The sequence below is a fragment of the Pseudomonas sp. A125 genome (genome assembly GCF_055409485.1).
This window is the reverse complement of the sequence record NZ_JBUZVP010000011.1, coordinates 44,073-61,086: the sequence shown is the minus strand read 5'-3', so window position 1 is coordinate 61,086 and position 17,014 is coordinate 44,073. Positions and strand designations below refer to the sequence as shown.

General features: G+C 53.4%; 13 protein-coding genes. All 13 read left to right on the top strand.

What is annotated here, in order from left to right:
• The first annotated feature begins 26 nt into the window (after positions 1-26).
• Entirely contained in the window at positions 27-401 is a 375-nt protein-coding gene (locus tag ACZRN6_RS16485) for a hypothetical protein (RefSeq protein WP_169904165.1), read from the top strand.
• 12 nt (positions 402-413) lie between these two features.
• Positions 414-1,904, top strand: coding sequence for a hypothetical protein (locus ACZRN6_RS16480; RefSeq protein ID WP_169904166.1), 1,491 nt, complete (start codon positions 414-416; stop codon positions 1,902-1,904).
• A gap of 42 nt (positions 1,905-1,946) precedes the next feature.
• Positions 1,947-3,005 carry a radical SAM protein gene (locus ACZRN6_RS16475; RefSeq protein ID WP_169904167.1) on the top strand — a complete coding sequence of 353 codons (1,059 nt, stop codon included), beginning with the start codon at positions 1,947-1,949 and terminating at the stop codon, positions 3,003-3,005.
• 109 nt (positions 3,006-3,114) lie between these two features.
• Positions 3,115-4,734: a radical SAM protein gene (locus ACZRN6_RS16470; RefSeq protein WP_169904168.1), complete on the top strand. Its 1,620-nt coding sequence runs from the start codon at positions 3,115-3,117 to the stop codon at positions 4,732-4,734.
• 76 nt (positions 4,735-4,810) lie between these two features.
• Positions 4,811-6,640, top strand: a complete 1,830-nt coding sequence (locus ACZRN6_RS16465) for a radical SAM protein (protein WP_011922853.1) — start codon at positions 4,811-4,813, stop codon at positions 6,638-6,640.
• Entirely contained in the window at positions 6,637-10,068 is a 3,432-nt protein-coding gene (locus ACZRN6_RS16460) for a PEP-utilizing enzyme (RefSeq protein WP_169904169.1), read from the top strand. The genes ACZRN6_RS16465 and ACZRN6_RS16460 overlap by 4 nt, the downstream gene beginning before the upstream one ends.
• A gap of 100 nt (positions 10,069-10,168) precedes the next feature.
• Positions 10,169-11,704 (top strand): radical SAM protein, encoded by a 1,536-nt coding sequence (locus ACZRN6_RS16455; protein ID WP_228758998.1) that lies wholly within the window; start codon positions 10,169-10,171, stop codon positions 11,702-11,704.
• Entirely contained in the window at positions 11,701-12,897 is a 1,197-nt protein-coding gene (locus ACZRN6_RS16450; RefSeq protein WP_169904171.1) for an SPASM domain-containing protein, read from the top strand. Before ACZRN6_RS16455 ends, ACZRN6_RS16450 begins: the two co-directional genes overlap by 4 nt.
• On the top strand, positions 12,894-13,538 hold the full coding sequence (locus tag ACZRN6_RS16445; RefSeq protein WP_169904172.1) for a 2OG-Fe(II) oxygenase family protein: 645 nt from the start codon (positions 12,894-12,896) through the stop codon (positions 13,536-13,538). Before ACZRN6_RS16450 ends, ACZRN6_RS16445 begins: the two co-directional genes overlap by 4 nt.
• Before the next feature lie 107 nt (positions 13,539-13,645).
• The gene (locus ACZRN6_RS16440) at positions 13,646-14,314 is read left to right on the top strand and encodes a hypothetical protein (protein WP_169904173.1); all 669 of its coding nucleotides are present in this window, start codon (positions 13,646-13,648) and stop codon (positions 14,312-14,314) included.
• Positions 14,299-15,546, top strand: coding sequence for a radical SAM protein (locus tag ACZRN6_RS16435; protein ID WP_169904174.1), 1,248 nt, complete (start codon positions 14,299-14,301; stop codon positions 15,544-15,546). Before ACZRN6_RS16440 ends, ACZRN6_RS16435 begins: the two co-directional genes overlap by 16 nt.
• Positions 15,543-15,863 (top strand): hypothetical protein, encoded by a 321-nt coding sequence (locus ACZRN6_RS16430; RefSeq protein WP_464008386.1) that lies wholly within the window; start codon positions 15,543-15,545, stop codon positions 15,861-15,863. The genes ACZRN6_RS16435 and ACZRN6_RS16430 overlap by 4 nt, the downstream gene beginning before the upstream one ends.
• Positions 15,844-17,013 carry a radical SAM protein gene (locus ACZRN6_RS16425; RefSeq protein ID WP_311775960.1) on the top strand — a complete coding sequence of 390 codons (1,170 nt, stop codon included), beginning with the start codon at positions 15,844-15,846 and terminating at the stop codon, positions 17,011-17,013. Before ACZRN6_RS16430 ends, ACZRN6_RS16425 begins: the two co-directional genes overlap by 20 nt.
• Position 17,014 lies beyond the last annotated feature (1 nt).

The window sequence follows — 17,014 nt, the reverse complement described above, 5'->3', positions numbered from 1 at the left end:
TTGATAATCTGGAGAGAAGGCGAATAATGAGTAAATTTACTCCCAACAGGGTGCTGGCTACTTTGGCCGTGAGCGCGATCGCGGTAGCGGCGTTCAACAGCGTTGAAACCAGATTCACAATCAACGAGACCCAGGCCGAACTGGAAGCTGACCACAACGTCGCCCAGATGCGGAAGCTGCTCGAAATGAACCCGATCAAGCCAATGGTAGAGCGGCATGCTGACACTCTGAACAGCGTCGTTAAGCACGAGGCCGTCCCGCGGATCAACAACATGCTTCTGGCCGCTACAGCAACCGCCAAGGACATGGACTCCACGAACGTCGGCAATTGGGGCTATTGCCATAGTGCATGCCATGGCGCATGTCACGGTGCATGTCACGGTGCACGAGGCTGGCGCTAAGGCAATATGAACATGACCCCCCCTGAATCGACCCAAACTGATGACGCAGCTGCCCTGACGGGCTCTCATTTGCCGGAGTCTGCAACCACTGTGGCTGACAATGTAGACATACCCACCCAGGTCAGCGACGACCAGGTTGACGAATCGATACCCGAAGAATTTCGGTACAACCTTGTGTTCAACAAGAAGGTGTCTGAGCTTCGTGCGCTGTTCGAGGAGCAGCATCGTCAGATCCGGGAGGAGGGTGCTGAAAAGCCAAAACGCGACGTTGCTTATCAATCTGTGATCTGTGACGAGCAGTTGAATCAGATTCCACTTGACGCCCGCTCCATTGGCCTGCTTGTTCAAGCTGATGACCAAAACCCTGCAATGCTGAGCGAAAACTTTGAGTTCAGCCTTATCCTCGCTATGGGATCGTCATCGCCTGGCACAATTGATGTGCCTTTTGACACGTCGGTGGATACGCGTGAAATCCTCTACCAGGCTGAGTCTGCTGGTTTTGGGGTTAATCTACTTCCCCCGGCGAACGCTACGGTTATTAATGCCGAGGTTGAGGCATATTGTGACCTCATTCGTGATTACGGTCGGATCTCGTTGCATGGCCAGAGCTGCAATATCCGGGTGTCGCCGATCGATGGTTACATGGAGTACCTGCTGTACGCAGAGCTTGGCTACAAACCAAAGGTCATCTCCACCGACGAGATGATGAACTTGCTCTACACCGATACCATGCCCGAAGTCGTTATGGATCATGTTAAAGCGTGCATCGCGGAGGTCGTGATTGAAGTCCTAGGCCCGGACTTCATGAAAGACCTCGTTGTAAACACTGTAAAAGCCCTGCACCTGAAGGATTTACAGTTCATGGAAGCTCGGGCCAGTATCCTTGAAGCTGAGTTGGATACCCGCACTCCGTTTCCAAACATGATTCGCATCCTGGCTGAGGCTACGGGGCTTCGCGGTGCCGACGCGGCCGGATTACTGTTCGAGCTTAAGAACGCAATCCACACAGTGCTCGATAAGTACCTACCATCTGACCCAGTAGTAGAACCAGAGCCCGAAAATTCCACCGCCTCCAGTGCTGAAGTTAAGAATGCAGATGGAGTTCAGCAGGTCGACCCAGAGGAAAAAGTACCTGCAGAGGATTCAGGTATGCGCGTTCGAGCTCCTAATACCAAGCAAGCGGATTTGGCCAAAGCTTTGTGCCTGATGGCTAGTTCTGTTGCTGGAGGCCCTGACGCTCTCAAAGCTGTTTGGGCTTCCATCGAGTCTGCGACTCAGCTCGATCAGCGGATCAACCTTGACCGTGAAACCACCCTCCCAAGTTTGGCTGCAGGTCGTGTAGCTGATGCTCTTGGTGTTGCACCAAAGGTCGCTGCCTTGGCTGCAGGTGAGCTTGCGACACTTCTTCAGGTTGTTCTCGAAGCTGGCGGTGCTATAGAGCCGCCACCACCACCTGCCACGCCCAAGCCCACCCCACCCAGTGGCTTGATCGCTGTCGGTTAAGTCCCGGCTGGCAGCAGTAAGCTGCCAGCCTATGAGGCATGCATGCGCTCAGAAGCTATCGGATTCATCAACGTAACCCGACAGTGCAATGTTGACTGCAAGCGGTGCTATCTCACTGAGGAGCACCGGGCCATTAAAGAGCGGTTGCCGGTCGCCACACTCCAGCAATTCCTCCAGTCATCATTTTGGGCAGACCGAGACTGCACCCTCATTTGGGAGGGTGGCGAGCCTTCAGTGATTGGGCCGCAGGCGATGCAACTTTTAGTTGATACAGCCCGTCGCCTGCTGCCAAGCGCAAGGCAGACCATGGTTACAAACTGCTTTTCAGTGCCAGACTGGCTATTGGCAATGGTTCATGAAGAGTTTGATGGGCTGGTCGAAACTACCTATGCACTTGGCAACAAATTCAACCTGGCCGGATCTGAAGTCATCTATCAGGAACGGTTTCTTTCCGGCCTCAACAAGTTCTGGTCCGCTGGGGTCCCTTGCGTTGTCAACGTTGAGCTCAATGCAGAGACGGTTCAGGCTGGAGCGGATGCCCTTGTGGATGTCATGCTTCAAAGTGAATGCAAGGTATGGGAGTTCGACATTTCTGTCGACTTCGCTTCATTCTTGAAGACACCCGTATATCACCCCGCCAGTACGCCGGCATTACCGCTCACTGTTCCATACCAGAAAGCCTGGTCATTCCTCGCAGATCTAAGGGAGCGGCATTATGCACGGCTGACTCGGGCCGGCATCACAATTGGTGTGTTCGAGCAGAATCCTGATGCGGGCAACCTTCAGTTCAATGTGCTTTCCGAGGATCGGTTCCTAACCCTGAATCCAGACGGCACAGTCACTACCAACCCGCTGTACTCTGACCTCGAAGGCACCATACTCGGTGATCTGCACGTTAGTTCGCTCGACTCCATGATTATTTCACGAAACCGGCTATCCCGAATTTCCCATGAGCGCAGAAGAATTAGGGCTTGTCACGGGTGTGAGCATGTCAGCTATTGCGGTGGCGGACCGGCGCATGTGCCTGTTTTTGATGGCTCGGGCGAGTGTGCCGGCGGACTCAGCATCTGGAATTCTTCGTTGAGGATGCAAAGTGCATAAGGCGTCTCGTGTAAACCAAGCAAACATCAGCATCACCGCGACCAGGTGGTGTAACCGGCGCTGCACCCACTGTTATATCGACCCAGCTGAGCTGGGAAATCCGACGCAAATGGACGAGGCTGTATTCAGATCTGTCTTTGACAGTGTTGCTCAGCTCGTTGCGTTGGATACTGGTCTAGAGGAAGTGGAGTGGGAGTTGATCGGGGGGGAGATTACAAAGCTCCCCGTTGCATACTGGGAGCGAAACCTTCCCTATGCTTTGAATAAGTGCCGTGAATTCAATGCTGGCTTCAAAACGCCAGGATCTATCAATGTCCTGACGAATCTGATATTTGCCAACGATAAGCATCGGAGCGAGTACGTCGACCTGTTCAACACCTATGGTGACTGGCCAGAGATGGCGATCTATACATCCTGGGAACCCGACACAAATCGTTTTGGCAAAAACATGAAGCTCATGGGGCCCTGGGCTGAAACTGTGCGCGCGATCAAAGCCAAGCAGAAGATTCTCGATGTGATTCTTACGAAGACCACCGTGGCGATGGGTCCAGATTACTTACTAGAAACGTTTCTGCCGCTCGGCATAACCGACTTCAGCATCAAGATGATAAGCCCTTACGGCTCGGGGAGGGCTTTTTGGCAGCCAAATATGGTGTCTTTCAAGGAGATGAGTGACTACCTATGTCGACTCTTTGATATTGCGCCACCCGGAATCACCTTCACCCCCGCCGATGAAATGTCAGGAGCCGTTTTCCGCGGAACAAGCTATCAGTGCATCGGCAATTTTCGATACGATTTAGCTGTGGAGCCTGACGGGTTGACTACATTCAACGCTAATCAAACGACAGCTGAAGCAGCCCTTGGCGAGCGTAAGATTTATGTTGGTGATGATGATTGGGCTTACCGGGTCCTTGCAGACAACACTCAAGAGCTAGATAACAAGCTATCTAAGTACCACAGCTATTGTTTCCAATGTGAATTCCACTCTGCGTGTGCTGGCGGCTGGTACCACTACAGGGTAGCCGAGCCAGCCGATGTCCGGCCATGGGATAAAGGAGATTGTCCAGGCTACAAGCAGTTATGGACAAAGGTTAAGGATCGACACGGTTCGTTTGATCCTGTGCAGGCCAGGCATAGCTCGGAAATGCAATCGATGATGATGAGCGCTAAGGCTCAGCCCCCTTCTGAAGTCTTCCATGAGGAGGCGGTAGGGGTTGCAGGGACATTCTCAGATTGGCTGAAGCAAACCCGCGGAGCAAAAGTAAACGTGCGTGCATCGAGCAGTTTCGATAAGCCGTTGATCCAGCGACTGTGGGCTTATCAAGGTGTAGGGACGGCCACGATGATCCAGCAGGCTGAGATACACCTGCTAACAGCTACGGAGCAGCGCGTGCTCTTCGAGCACCTGGTGTATCAAGATCTATCCGCGGTTTCGGTACCTTCAGAGGCTTTATGGAGTTGGGTTGACGCCAATGGCGGTGATCCATTGGCCGACCTGCTTGCAAGAGCTGAGGTTGACCTAGAGTCTAGCGGGCTGTGCCACACAGACATATTGGTGGCCGGACACAATACCGAACTTGTCCGCTGGGTGCTCAAGTACCCGCGCCTTTCGCATTCTGGCGAGTCGAATAATGAGCGGCACCCACTCGTACAGCAGCTCGCGCACCACCTTCAGCTTGAAGCACGAGCCAAAGACAGAATTGCAAGGCGTCGGCATAACCTTAGCTGAACCTAGACCGCTTTAATGGAGCGGTTTTTTTTTGCAGAACGGCCGAAATGGGGCAGTCCCCTCCCACTATTAGGGTATGAATATCCAACCCTTCGCCCTTCCGCGTAACCGCTCAATTGAGATGATGTCGACGACCATATCGACCAACCTCAATTGCAATCTGGCGTGCCAACACTGTTACATCCAGCCAGAGCTGCTCCGACGTAAAGAGTACATCGACGAAGCGACCTTTCGGCGGGCGGTGGAGGTCATCATTGAAGCCTTCCATCTAGATCAGTCCGTTACCTACCTACACCTGGACGTACTTGGGGGGGAAGCCACCCTCATGCCTTTTGAGTTCTGGCAGCGAAACCTCCCTTGGGTGCTTGGCCAGATTGATGAGATGAACAGGATTGGTATTCAGACAGAATTCACCTTTTGTTCAAATCTGATGTGGAAGGACGATCGGTATCTAGGTCTCCTTCGTGAGTTCAAGGGGCACCCCGCAATGGATATTGCGATCCCCTTTGAGGGACCTGAGAGTGGGCGGTTCGGAAGAGGCATGGCCATCCTGCCTAAGTACCTCAAGCGTATAGAAGCCTTGGGCGACTGCAACATGCTCAACCTGGTGCTTGTAATGGGGCAGGGTCTAATTGATCTTGGGCCTGAGTACATCATCGAAACGTTCGTGAAGCGGGGCGTTACCGACGCAACCTGCGACATGATTTTTCCATGGGGTTCAGGGAAGGCGTATTTCGATCGAGCCCAACCTCAGTACCAGGACGTTGCCGAGTACATTTCGACACTGGCTCGGCTGGGCAAGCAATATGGATTGACGGTCGATCACCTGGACGACATGAAAAAGTCGTTACGTACGCTGTCACGGTCCCAGAACACGCTTAACGATGCTTACGAGTTCCACTGGGACCAGAGAGGGGAGCTTTCGCTCAATCCCAATCAGACCGGCACAGAGGCGCTCAAGCCCTACATAAATCTAAATGCGCACGATGCGAATGCTGCACTGAAAGTTGTTTGGGGTAACAACAGTGAGCTCGATAACAAGCTCAGCTACGAGCACGACTTCTGCCGTGACTGCCAATACCTGCAGGCGTGTAATTCCGGGTGGTATCCACACAAGGATTTACCGCCTGAAACCGTTCGGTCGTTCATGCAGAGTTCAGATGACAGCTTCAGCTGCCCAGGTTTTTTCCAGCTTTGGGAGTCACAGGCGAGTGAGAATTTTGATCCGTTAGGTGTAAGCAAGTACGCCAACGTCCGCCGTATTAAGCGAGCTCAACTCAGGAAGCAAGCTGTTGCGGATAACTCTGCTCCGCTGCGCGAGGCTGACTACACGTGCGATTACGAAGGTTATTTCGAGGCCGTGAAGGGGGCGACTCGAGTCCTACTGGAACCGATTGATATGTTCGGCTGCACCCCCCGCCAGCGCTTGTGGTTCTACGATCGCCTGCAGAAACAGATCCTCCTGCCGGACGGCAGCCTGGATGGTTTCGATGAGCGCTATTCGATTCTGGCTCACCATCTGGCAGGTAATTACCACTCGATTGCATTCAGTGACGAGCTGGTATGGGCGGCACTCAGGTCAGGTCCCACGACGCCATTGTCCCGCTATGTCATCGACGCTCTATCACTCTCTTCGTGGGCAGAACTTCCTATTGACGTCTTGGGCGGTAGCACCCGGCAAAGCTCCGGCCTAGAGGTTTCCCATAAGTTCGAGGATCTGCTCATTTGGGCCCTGTTCCGACGTCCACCGCCTGACATTCTTGCCTTGGCCTTCGCTCGGCGGCCGGCGGTGATAACTGAAGAGTCAGCCAGTTTCCTTCGTCGAATTTCAACAGTCGCAAGAGCGATTGGCGGTCGTGAACTCGGCATTGATCACAACGAACCTTCGCTAGACGGTGCCGCATGAATCGAATTTGGCTGTTGTTGCTCATTGGTGTCAGTGCTCAGGCACAGGCATTCCCAGTGATTTTGGGTGGAGCTGGTGCCCTGGCTCTGGGTGCGGGATTCCTCCCACTTCTGGGAATTGGTCTTGCCTTATATTTCGGCGTCAAGCTCTGGAAGCTCCCCCGACTTGCCCTGATTATTTGTTCCCTGGCTGGATTTTTCATTTGCGCGATCGTCTGCATCCAGTGGGCTGACGCGAATCGTGAAGCGATCCTTGCTAACACACAGAGCCTTGGAGCCCCCTCACAGCGCACTACTGACATCCCATACCCTTATGTAAGTGATGCTGCCCAAGCATTATCAGGGTCGCGCATTACCGCAGATGACTTCTACAAAGGGGTCTCTAATCGCAAGATTCGTGTCATCCGCGTCGACCTTGGCCCTCAGCTATTCAAGGATTTCGGGTTTGGAGCGACTGCGACGCAGATCCACAATAATCCTGAGCCACTGCTAGGGATAGCTAAGAAGGGAAACCAACAAGTGGTCCTGGTCGATGAGAGGGGGACTACAGCAGCTGCGATAGCTGAGGATCTGAATGAGAGATTCGGCGTTCACATACAATTTTTGGAGGGCGGCGCCAATGCTCTCAATGACTATGCGTGGGATCACTTGGCTAAGCTCGGTGATGATCATGCGGTGTTGCCAGCAGACATTCCATCGTTCAAGGAGCAGCGGAACCCAACCATCATCAGTACGACCAATCCCGATGAGTTTTTGAACTATGGCTGGCTGCATGGGCTGACGGTGACCCTTCCTGTGTTCTTGTCAGGGGCTGATGCTATTGCCGAAGCCCTTCATGGCAAGACCGTTCTCATCACTGCGGCTGAAAGTCATTACTCGGGTGATACCTGGATTTTGCTCGATATGCTTCGAGCTAGGGGTGTCGATGCCTACTTCATGCAGCCAACCCGAGAAGAGTTGCTGATCAAGCCAGCATACTTCAAGGCTTACAAAAACGCAGATCGATACTTCGGAGCAGCCCAATCGTTCGACTACGTGTTGGGTTACCAAGACGTTCGATTCCTAGACTTCCAGTCTGCTGATGATTGGGCCAGAACAAAGAACCAGTTACCACGCACTGACCATATCGACATGGAAATCGTGGCCAAAGGTGGGCTTACTCAAGCTATTGCCGGGCTGGATCAAAGCAAAGCTTACGTTGGGCTGGCATACGATCGAAGGACTTTTTATCACTCCATCCTTGCGGGCGAAATCCTGTCGGCAGGCGGAGTTAGATGGCTCGGTATCAACACAGAGCCCGGCCTCTTCAATCGAGCGGTGCTTACTGACGACGATCTCATCGACCCGGAAGCGGCGATGTACGCAAGTATCGAGGGCAGAAGCATCCGAGCTATTGGAAGCGTGTTCGGTTTGGTTCCTGGATCAGCTGCATGGGTTGTTTTCTTGAACCTGGCCATCAGTTTTATTGGTGCATTCTTAGCTGCCCGCCCACGACATCCGGCCATGAAGGTCGCCGTAGCTCTCGTTGGTACAGTGGCCACTTACATTCTCTGGCTCGCGTATCTTGAGACAACGCCGGTTTGGGCTAGCGATGATCTCATTTCAATCTCGCAAATATTGGGTGCCTTGTCAGGCTGGATTGCAGCCAAGCACTTTCTTGCCCGCCGGCAGTTCAAAACTGACGCTGTCATTGATGTTCTACCCGCGAAAATTGGTCTTCTGCAGCGGGCTGCGGAGCTTGGCTACAACGTGCAGAAGGGGTACGTGGTTTCAAACGTTGACCTCGACAGGTTTCCGCACTGGGTAACTTCAGCGCGTGTACTGGTTCGATCCGCAGCTTCCTCAGAGAGTTCGTCTGCTCAAACAATCGGGGTGTTCGAGTCGATACCTGCCCAGGGCAAGGCTGAGGTAAAGGCAGCACTGAAGACTGTTCATGCGCAGATCACTGCCGCCGGCGAAGTCCCTTTTTCACTTATCCAGACATTTATCACCGCGAGAATGTTCGGTGTAGCAATGTTTGGCACTGCTGGTGACGGTCATCTGTTCATCTGTGAAGGGGGGGTGGGCGACGCTGCTACTGCCGGCACAGGGAAGACAGAGCGTGTAGCGATACCTATCTGGAAAACTTCTGGCTTGTCGAATGACACGAAAAAGGTTCGCTCAGCACTTCTAAATCTGCACCGGGATATGGGGGCAACTTCGATTGAGTGGGCGGTGTCGGCAAATGGAGTTCTCACGATCCTCCAGGTCAGTACAGATACCCTTGGGCGACCCGGTCTTTCAAAACTGTTGAAAGGCACCAGCGGGTATGGCCGTACATCATCTAGGTTCGTTGCACTACCAGTAGACCATGGAAGCTCCGTAGGTGCCGCGGTGGTGGCCGCTATGGCGGCACCTGGTGATCAGTTCTCGGTTGGGGGAGTGCGTCTAGCTCGGGTTCGCAGTTTCGTAAGTGCTCGGGCACTTCAGCTGGCCGATATCACCTCGGTACTTGGGTCCCTGCCTCGATCTGCATTCTCCCGCGTCCCAGGAGCTCTCCTGTTGAAGGCTTTTGAATTGGCTGACAGAAAGCGTGATAGCGATCGCCGGACCCGCCAAATCTCGCTTGGCGGTCCTGATCGCGCATTGGCCGAAGCTATTGCATGTGAGCTTGCTGTCGTCTCTCGCCTTTACGGCCGCTTTAGTCGAATAGCCACGACCGCGATCGAGCTGAAGATTGAATCCCCAAGTCAGGGATTTGAACGGGCCTTGACCTCCACTTTGATCGGGCATGAGGCCAGCAAGTTCAGCCCAGACGAGACTGTAGAAATGGCATCAGTGGCAGGGTATGCAGGTGTTACCTCATACGCTCCGTTTGCCGAACCTTGCTTAGACGCTGAGCTGGTATCAAGCGTTATACAGGTAGTGGATTCCCCTCTTGCCTGGATGAAGGACAAATGCGCAGTAATGATGATGGTTGAACTTGGAAGGCTGAGTCCTGCAATTGATGAACTTTGCCGGCGCGGGGTCGCCGACCTTCTGCTAGACATCTTGCCGTCATACCTGGGCGATCTATCCGGTAACTGCCCGGTTTTTGATGAAGTGCCCAAGCAAATCCGCAAATTCTTTGAGTATGGTCAGCACCATCCGCAGGCGGGCACCAAGCCTATTGCCTGGGGCGTACCTCGCCCGGGGCTCGAATTGACACTCACAACCCCTGACAACTTTGCTGCAGGCACAGCGGTTTACTTGGAAACGACGGACATGTCCCAGCTTGCCATGATTTCGACAGCAGGTGCTCTAGTTGTCCGATCTGGCTCCTCGCTATCGCATCTTCTTCAGCACGCCCGCAGGCTGGACATTCCGCATGTTGTGGGCGTGGAATGTGGTGCAGATTTAGTTGGTAAGACCATTCGAATTGAACCTACAGGTGGGGTGTTTTGTGCATAACGCCCTAGACATGTTGAATGTGTGCATAGCGCCCACCCGATTGTGCAACCTCAGTTGCACCCATTGCTATGTCGATCCCGCCCTTTTGCGGGACAAAAGCATGATGGATGAAGGTACTTACCGCGAGTCCTTCCAGCGGATCGAGGAGTTGTTCTGTCGCGACAAAAAGGTCACCAAGATAAACGTGGAGCTGCTGGGTGGGGAGTTGACCATGATGCCCCTCCAGTTCTGGGAGCGGAACCTGCCGTGGACCCTCAAGACTATGAAGGCCTGGGAAACCCTTTATGACGCTGAGGCAGCGTTGATCTGGTGCACAAATCTTATCTTCAAAGACCCTGGTTACATTGACCTCCTCAACTCTGTCGGAACCGAGTTTGGCTACGGGATTGACATTTTTGTCCCGTGGGAGCCCGACACCAACAGGTTTCTAAAAAACGACAAACTACTTCCTCGGTATTTCGCGACGCTTGAAGCCATTACCGGTATCAAACGGAAAACACTGTGTATCACTATGAGCCGAGGAGTCATTGAGCGCGGCCCTCAATTCATCGTCGATGAGTTCGTCAGCCGTGGAATAACTGACATCAGCTGCGACATGCTGTATCCGGCCGGCAGCGGTAAGAGCTATTTCTTGAAGACCTGTACGTACGGAGATGTTTCCGACTACCTGCTTGAACTCAACTCCTTGGTTCCACAGGGTGTGACTATCAGCCCGCTTGTGGAGATGCGAACCGCTTCCCGATCAGGCGAGCACTATCACTATCCAGGCAACGACTCATACGACATAGAAATCGAGCCCAATGGGCAGGTCACGTTCAATTCTAGCTACACCGGTAATGAGTCAATTTTCCCGACCCAGACTCTATCCGTGCACGATCCACTGTTCTCAGCGAAGGCCATCTTCAATAACACTCCTGAGTACGTCTCTCGGCATCGGATGCCTTATCAAGCATGCGGGACGTGCAAATTCGCCATCACCTGCTCAGGAGGGTGGGCGTGGCATAAGGATCTCGATCCAAATATGTCATCGCTCATTGCGTCTGGCGATTGTGCTGGTTTGAAGCGCGTGTGGGACTTTGCAGATGAAACCACGGTAGGTAGGTTGGACCGAGCTGGCTATCTCAGACGAACAGAAGCTCGCCGGCGCCAGGGGGGAATGACAAAGAGGCTCGTTACGACTGCTGTGGCCAAGGGCAAGGATGTGCCACTCATTGAGGACTGCGTTGCTGGTAACTACGACAAGTATTTCACTGAGTTCGACCGGGCCAGGCTAGTAGCAATGAAGCCTGGAAAGCTCTTCGAAAAAAGGTGGGTAGAGCGGCTCTTTTTCTACGATGCAATTGGTGCCCAAATCGATGACTATCCGGGCTGGTACGTTGAAGCCGCCGACGAAGGTGGAGAAGAGCTCTATCGGCATATTGTCTATGGCAATTTTCATTTCCTCGAGTTCGACCCGGTCGCCGTTTTCAATGAGATTCGTTACCGCGGCGAATGGTATCTGTCCAAGCTGATGATGCGGACGATTCAGGAGCTTGAGGGTTGTCTGCCAGTTGGAGCGGAAACGATCGGTGGAAGCCATGAGGAGATGATCCAATTTTGTAGCCAGGTGATTCAGATGCGGGAGCGAGCAGCATGATTCCCTCACCACTCACGCTTCATATTCGAATGACAAAGGCCTGCAATGCCGATTGCGGGTATTGCAGTAGCTGGCAGGAATCGCAGTCGACACGAATGCCCGCAAATGACTTCAAGCGCTCTATCGATTTCATATTCCAGGAAGGGTTTCAAAAACTCGGTATTTCTCCGACACATCTCACTGCCCAGTACATCGGCGGAGAGATTTTGACGGTACCTCACGCAGAGCTATTGGAGTGTGTCACCTACTTGCGCGACATGGCAGCCTCACGTGGGATTCAATTTGTAGATGGTGTCCAGAGTAATCTGATTGGTTCTCCCGCCCGGGCAAAACGACTTTACGATTTGTTTGAAGGTCGGCTTGGTACTTCTGTAGATGACATGAGTGATGTCCGGACCGTTGCTGGTTCGCCAGAAAAGTACCGTCTTATTTGGAAGGAGGCTGATACCGCTCTTCGGCGTGAGCGGAGTGTGCCGGGGGCCGTATATGTCCTTGATGAATCTGGCCTAAACGGCGTAGCCCGACAAATGATGCTCTCTGCCAGAGATCAAAGAATGCTGACTCTCCGCCCGCTCTTCCAGGGGGGCACTCCAGGCCAGGTTTTGCAGGGGGCAGAGGCTACAAGGGACGCATTTGTAACAGGTTTCCGCCAATGGTTCATGCGACTACCCATCATCGTAGAGCCTTACTTCTACCTCACTCAGGCACGAGTTCGAACGCTGTCTGGCCAGCAGCAAGCTGTAGGCGCTGCCTGTGCGTTTCAGTCCGACTGCACCAAGCGGTCACTCTCCCTTGAGCCGAATGGTGATCTCTATGTATGCCAAGACATGGCCGATGGCGGAATAGGGAAGCTAGGCAATGCCCTCACAAGCATTTGGGACGCTGAAATGGTTGCAATGCTCAGTGAGCGGCCGAACCGTCTCGACGACAACTGTCGTTCGTGTCCGTATCTCACTGAATGCCAGGGTGGCTGTATGTTCGAGTCAGCAGCTCAAGGGCGTGGCATGTACGGCAGAAGCCAGCACTGCACAAGTTGGAAGTCTCTGTTCTCACTGATCGATCAAGGCGTCGCCGAGCATGGGTTAGGTGAGGTCGTTGATTGGCTTCATAGAATCGACATGCGGCACGCGAACACCAAATCAGCGGGTCTTGATAGGGCCAAACTGGCCGCAATGGTGGAGGCTGAATTTTGAAGCACCTGAATTCGATTTACAGGGATGGCTTCGCTGTAAGCTCTATCCCTAGGCACATTGCTGACGCTTTTCTGAAGGCCGCGAAGGCGGATGATTTCCAGCCCGATAAGCCTGGCAGCCCTGATGTGGTGTCGTGGGAAGAAGATGATCCCTCGCGAAGCCTGTCAGTACCGCTGGACTACCTGGGGCCCATGGAATTGATTGGTCTGGGCAAAGAGACAGAGCACATCCGGGCCCATATGGGCGACTGGAGCCGGACTAACGTGATGCTCCAGCGTGGTAAGCGTGGGGACTCGATGGGATGGCACCACGACTCCTACGACCCCATGCAGATGGTGGTGATCATCTACCTATCGGACGAAATCTGGACTCCTGAAGACGGCGGGCAGCTGTTGTTGGGTGAGGGTGACATTGACGACAAGGGAGCGCTTGTCGATCCATCAAAGGTTGTCGTGAAAGAAGCTGTGTCGCCCAACCATGGCACAGCCGTATGGCTGATTAACACGAACCCGAGATGGGTTCATAGCGTGTCTGAGATCCTTTGCGACAAGGCGCGCTACACACTGATTGGCCAATTCGGCTATCGAGAGAATGTAATGCGTGCTTACCCGCGCAAGAGATATGGAGATGATTGGCGTTGAGCAGTGTTCACCTCCCGCTGAGGCGGCTTCAATTCAGGGATGCACTAATAACGGCTCCGGTTTCGCTAACGCGTACTGGAGTTGTATTACGTGTTCTTGATGCCTTTGTGGACGGGATTTACGGGTCGCTACGTCCCGACACGATTGTGATGGGAAATGATCCCCTCGTGGGGATTTGTGCAGCCCTTTCCCTGGCCGACCAGGGCAAAAAAGTTGTCATGCTCCCAGACACACTGGACGCCAAATCATGGCCCAATCCTGACTATGGCAAAAATGCGGTCGCGATCTTCAACTCTTGGGATGAAGCGATCGCCGAGGAAGTCCGCAGTCGATTCCCGTCATTACCCTCCGGGGTCTCTATGGCCGAATGCCTTTCATTTCTCTGCAGCGCTTGCATGGCCACTAGCCGGGTCACCTTGATTGATGGTGCGACCTTTCAGACTAGTCACGGACATATCCGTGGTGAGCCAGGTCGTGAAGTGTTGTTTCCGGTACGTCCTGGAGAGCGGGATGCAGCGGGAATCAACCCTGCCTGGAAATACCTCTCAAGACGTCTACACCGAACGATCATCAACCACGATGAGATCGAATTCATCAGCGCCCGCAACGTCGTTTTGACAAGCCACCCGTCATCGTTCGTTGACTCAAGCGGGAGTGCTTACACGCGCGTTGGCCAAGCAAGATTAAACAAACCCGAGGTGGTTGATAGCGACGGACGAATCGACGACCTCCGATCAGTCTTATTTAAAGGAACGCCCCCATGCAGCCAGGCTTGACCTCAATCGGCGAAACGGGGCGCAGCACATTCCTGTTTCAGATCAACGTCACTCGCCGGTGCCAGCTACGTTGCTCACACTGCTACATTTTGTCCGACAAAAAGGACAAGAGTCCTGACATGAGCGAAACGGAGTTTCTCCACATTGTGGCTGGGATCGTCGAGCACATGCAGGCGGATCATAATTTCGCTCAGCGCTACAACCATGTCGATATCCACGTCATCGGCGGTGAACCCTCGATGCTTGGAGTCCCATTCTATGAAAGCGCATTGCCTAAAGCTAAGGCATTGCTTGCCCTGATCCCACAAGCAGTTTCATTCTCGATTGTGACCAACCTTGTGACAAAAGAGGCGCTTGATGTCGCCCGGCTGTTCGACAAGATATCAACATCCTATGAGCGGTCTACCAGGTTCACGAAGGGTAGGCAGGAAGAGATCTGGCGAAACAATGTGACCACGCTCATGAATGAATCCCGACAACCAGAAATCTACGGCCCCAAAGATTTCGCTGTCACGACTGCGCTAGTTAAGCCTGTTGTCGAAGCCGGCGCCGTTGCGATGATGGAAGAGTTGTACCAATTGGGTTTCACGAAAGTCCATTTCGGCTTCTTCATCCCATCGGGCGATGGGGATCTTAATGCAAAACTCATTCAGCCCAAGCACGCGGCAACCTCAAAGTTCTATATGGAACTGATGGACTGGTACCTGGCCAAGCGTGATCACATCGATGACCTCTGGATCAATCCTTGCGAGTCATGGCTTGAAGCTGTGTTCCGGAACGTCCCCTCGGACGACGTGGTATGTCCAATCGTCGCTGGCGCTCTGGATTTCGACTCTGACGGCCGTACGATCAGCTGTATCGAAAAGGGTGGCACTAACGACTACGTTTCCCACGGCAATGTCTTTGAGACGAGAGAGGTCATTGGGGAGGGTGGTGTTACCGAAGTTGAGTTTACGACGTCCGTCCACGATGTTCTCACTTCAAAAAGTTATTTGCGAGAGGTCGCGAAGGCACGGCGATTGCCAGAGATATGTCGTACCTGCGATGAGCGAACGCTGTGCCAGGCAAACTGCGGTGTATTGCATGAGCAGTGGAATCAGAAAGACGAATGCCCGGGCTTCAAGACCTTCATAAAGTACGTGCGCCATCTGGTCGAGGAAAAAGGCGTACTTCCAAAGTCTGTTCTCGAGCGTGAGCGCGCGATGGGAAATAACTTGATTGCGGTGGGGTGAAAGTGGACGAGTCTAGAACACCAGGATTCTTCTCAATTTTCCCTCTCTTGGCTCGAATAATTTTCCGCGCTGCCAAGAAATTGCTGAGTTTCGAAACCCTCGTTGCCCTGGAGAAAAAGCAAGGGCAGGGCAGCGGCGAGCGCACGCCTGAAGAGATTGAATTCGAGACCCACCTTGAGTCGACCCCGATTTACGTAGAGGACGCCTCTTCGCCGTATTTCAGAAAAGCTGAATCCCTCATTGAGGAATCCAACAAGCTTGGCCAAGGCCGATTCGTTATCGATGAGGAGGTGCTGCGTGCAGTCCGGCAGCGATAGCTTTTCACTCATGGGCCCAGCCCTTCGGCCAGACACGATTGAAAATGGTTACTTCGTTTTCACCATAATGCCGACGCTGCACTGCCCCTATAACTGCAAACATTGCTATCTGAGCAAGGAGCAGCGAGCAGATAAGAGCGTTATGTCCCTCGATGATCTGCGGGTCATTTGTCGCAAGATCTACGACTATTTCGAGGAGCAGCAGCCGGATCAGAAAACCATCATTGCGTACAACTACGGTGGGGAGCCAACTGCCGCCGGGCCTGAATATTTCGAAGGTTACGTTCAGATGATGGCTGAAGAGTTCCCAGCAGCAGAGGGCTACCAAGTACGTCATGTGATGCTGACCTCAATGCTTGGTGTCGACCTCGATGTATGGGAACCGCTGTGGAAGAAGCACTGCAATGGCTATGTACAGACCTCATACGATGGCGATATGCGTTCAGGTAACTATGTACGCAAGTGGGAACTCAAGGTTCGGGAGGCGATCAGGCGAGGTCTGAATGTCGGTACCATCAGCGTGGTCAACTCGGACCTCCTGACCCAGGGCCCAAGGCACACTCTGGATAAGCTACGTGAGATGGGAATTCAGGAGTCGGGTTGGCTGCCGTTCATGCTCAATGAGCAGAACGACGTGCCCGGCAAATACGAAGTACTTGCCCCAACCATGAAAGCCTTCAATGACTTCATGATCGAAATGCTCGACTACTGGTACGAGCTGCAGGAGCGTGGGGTCAATGCTCCTGCGATCGGCGAAGCACACTTTGCCGTGGAAAAGATCAAAGGCAACGCCATGAGCAACATGGCCGGCCAAACACTGTTCCTCCTCCCCGATGGCGACATGGTTCTTCCCAATTACCGTGATGGCTGGAAGGAGTACCTGCACTCATTTGGGAACATCCTTGAGCCGGGGGTGACTTTTCGAGACATCCTCTGTTCGCGAGAGCGGCTTCTGTACCTGCGTCGGCAGATGCGTAGGAACAACAATCCTGAATGTGCATCCTGCGAATTTCGTAACGCATGCCTTCTCGAGTTCGCAAAACCAAACAAGCCTGACGATGAGTGCTTCGGCGCAAAGCGATTTGTGGCACATGCCATCAATCGCAACGCCTTAGATCCCCGCCTCAGTGGCCCCGTTCAACTGTACTAGG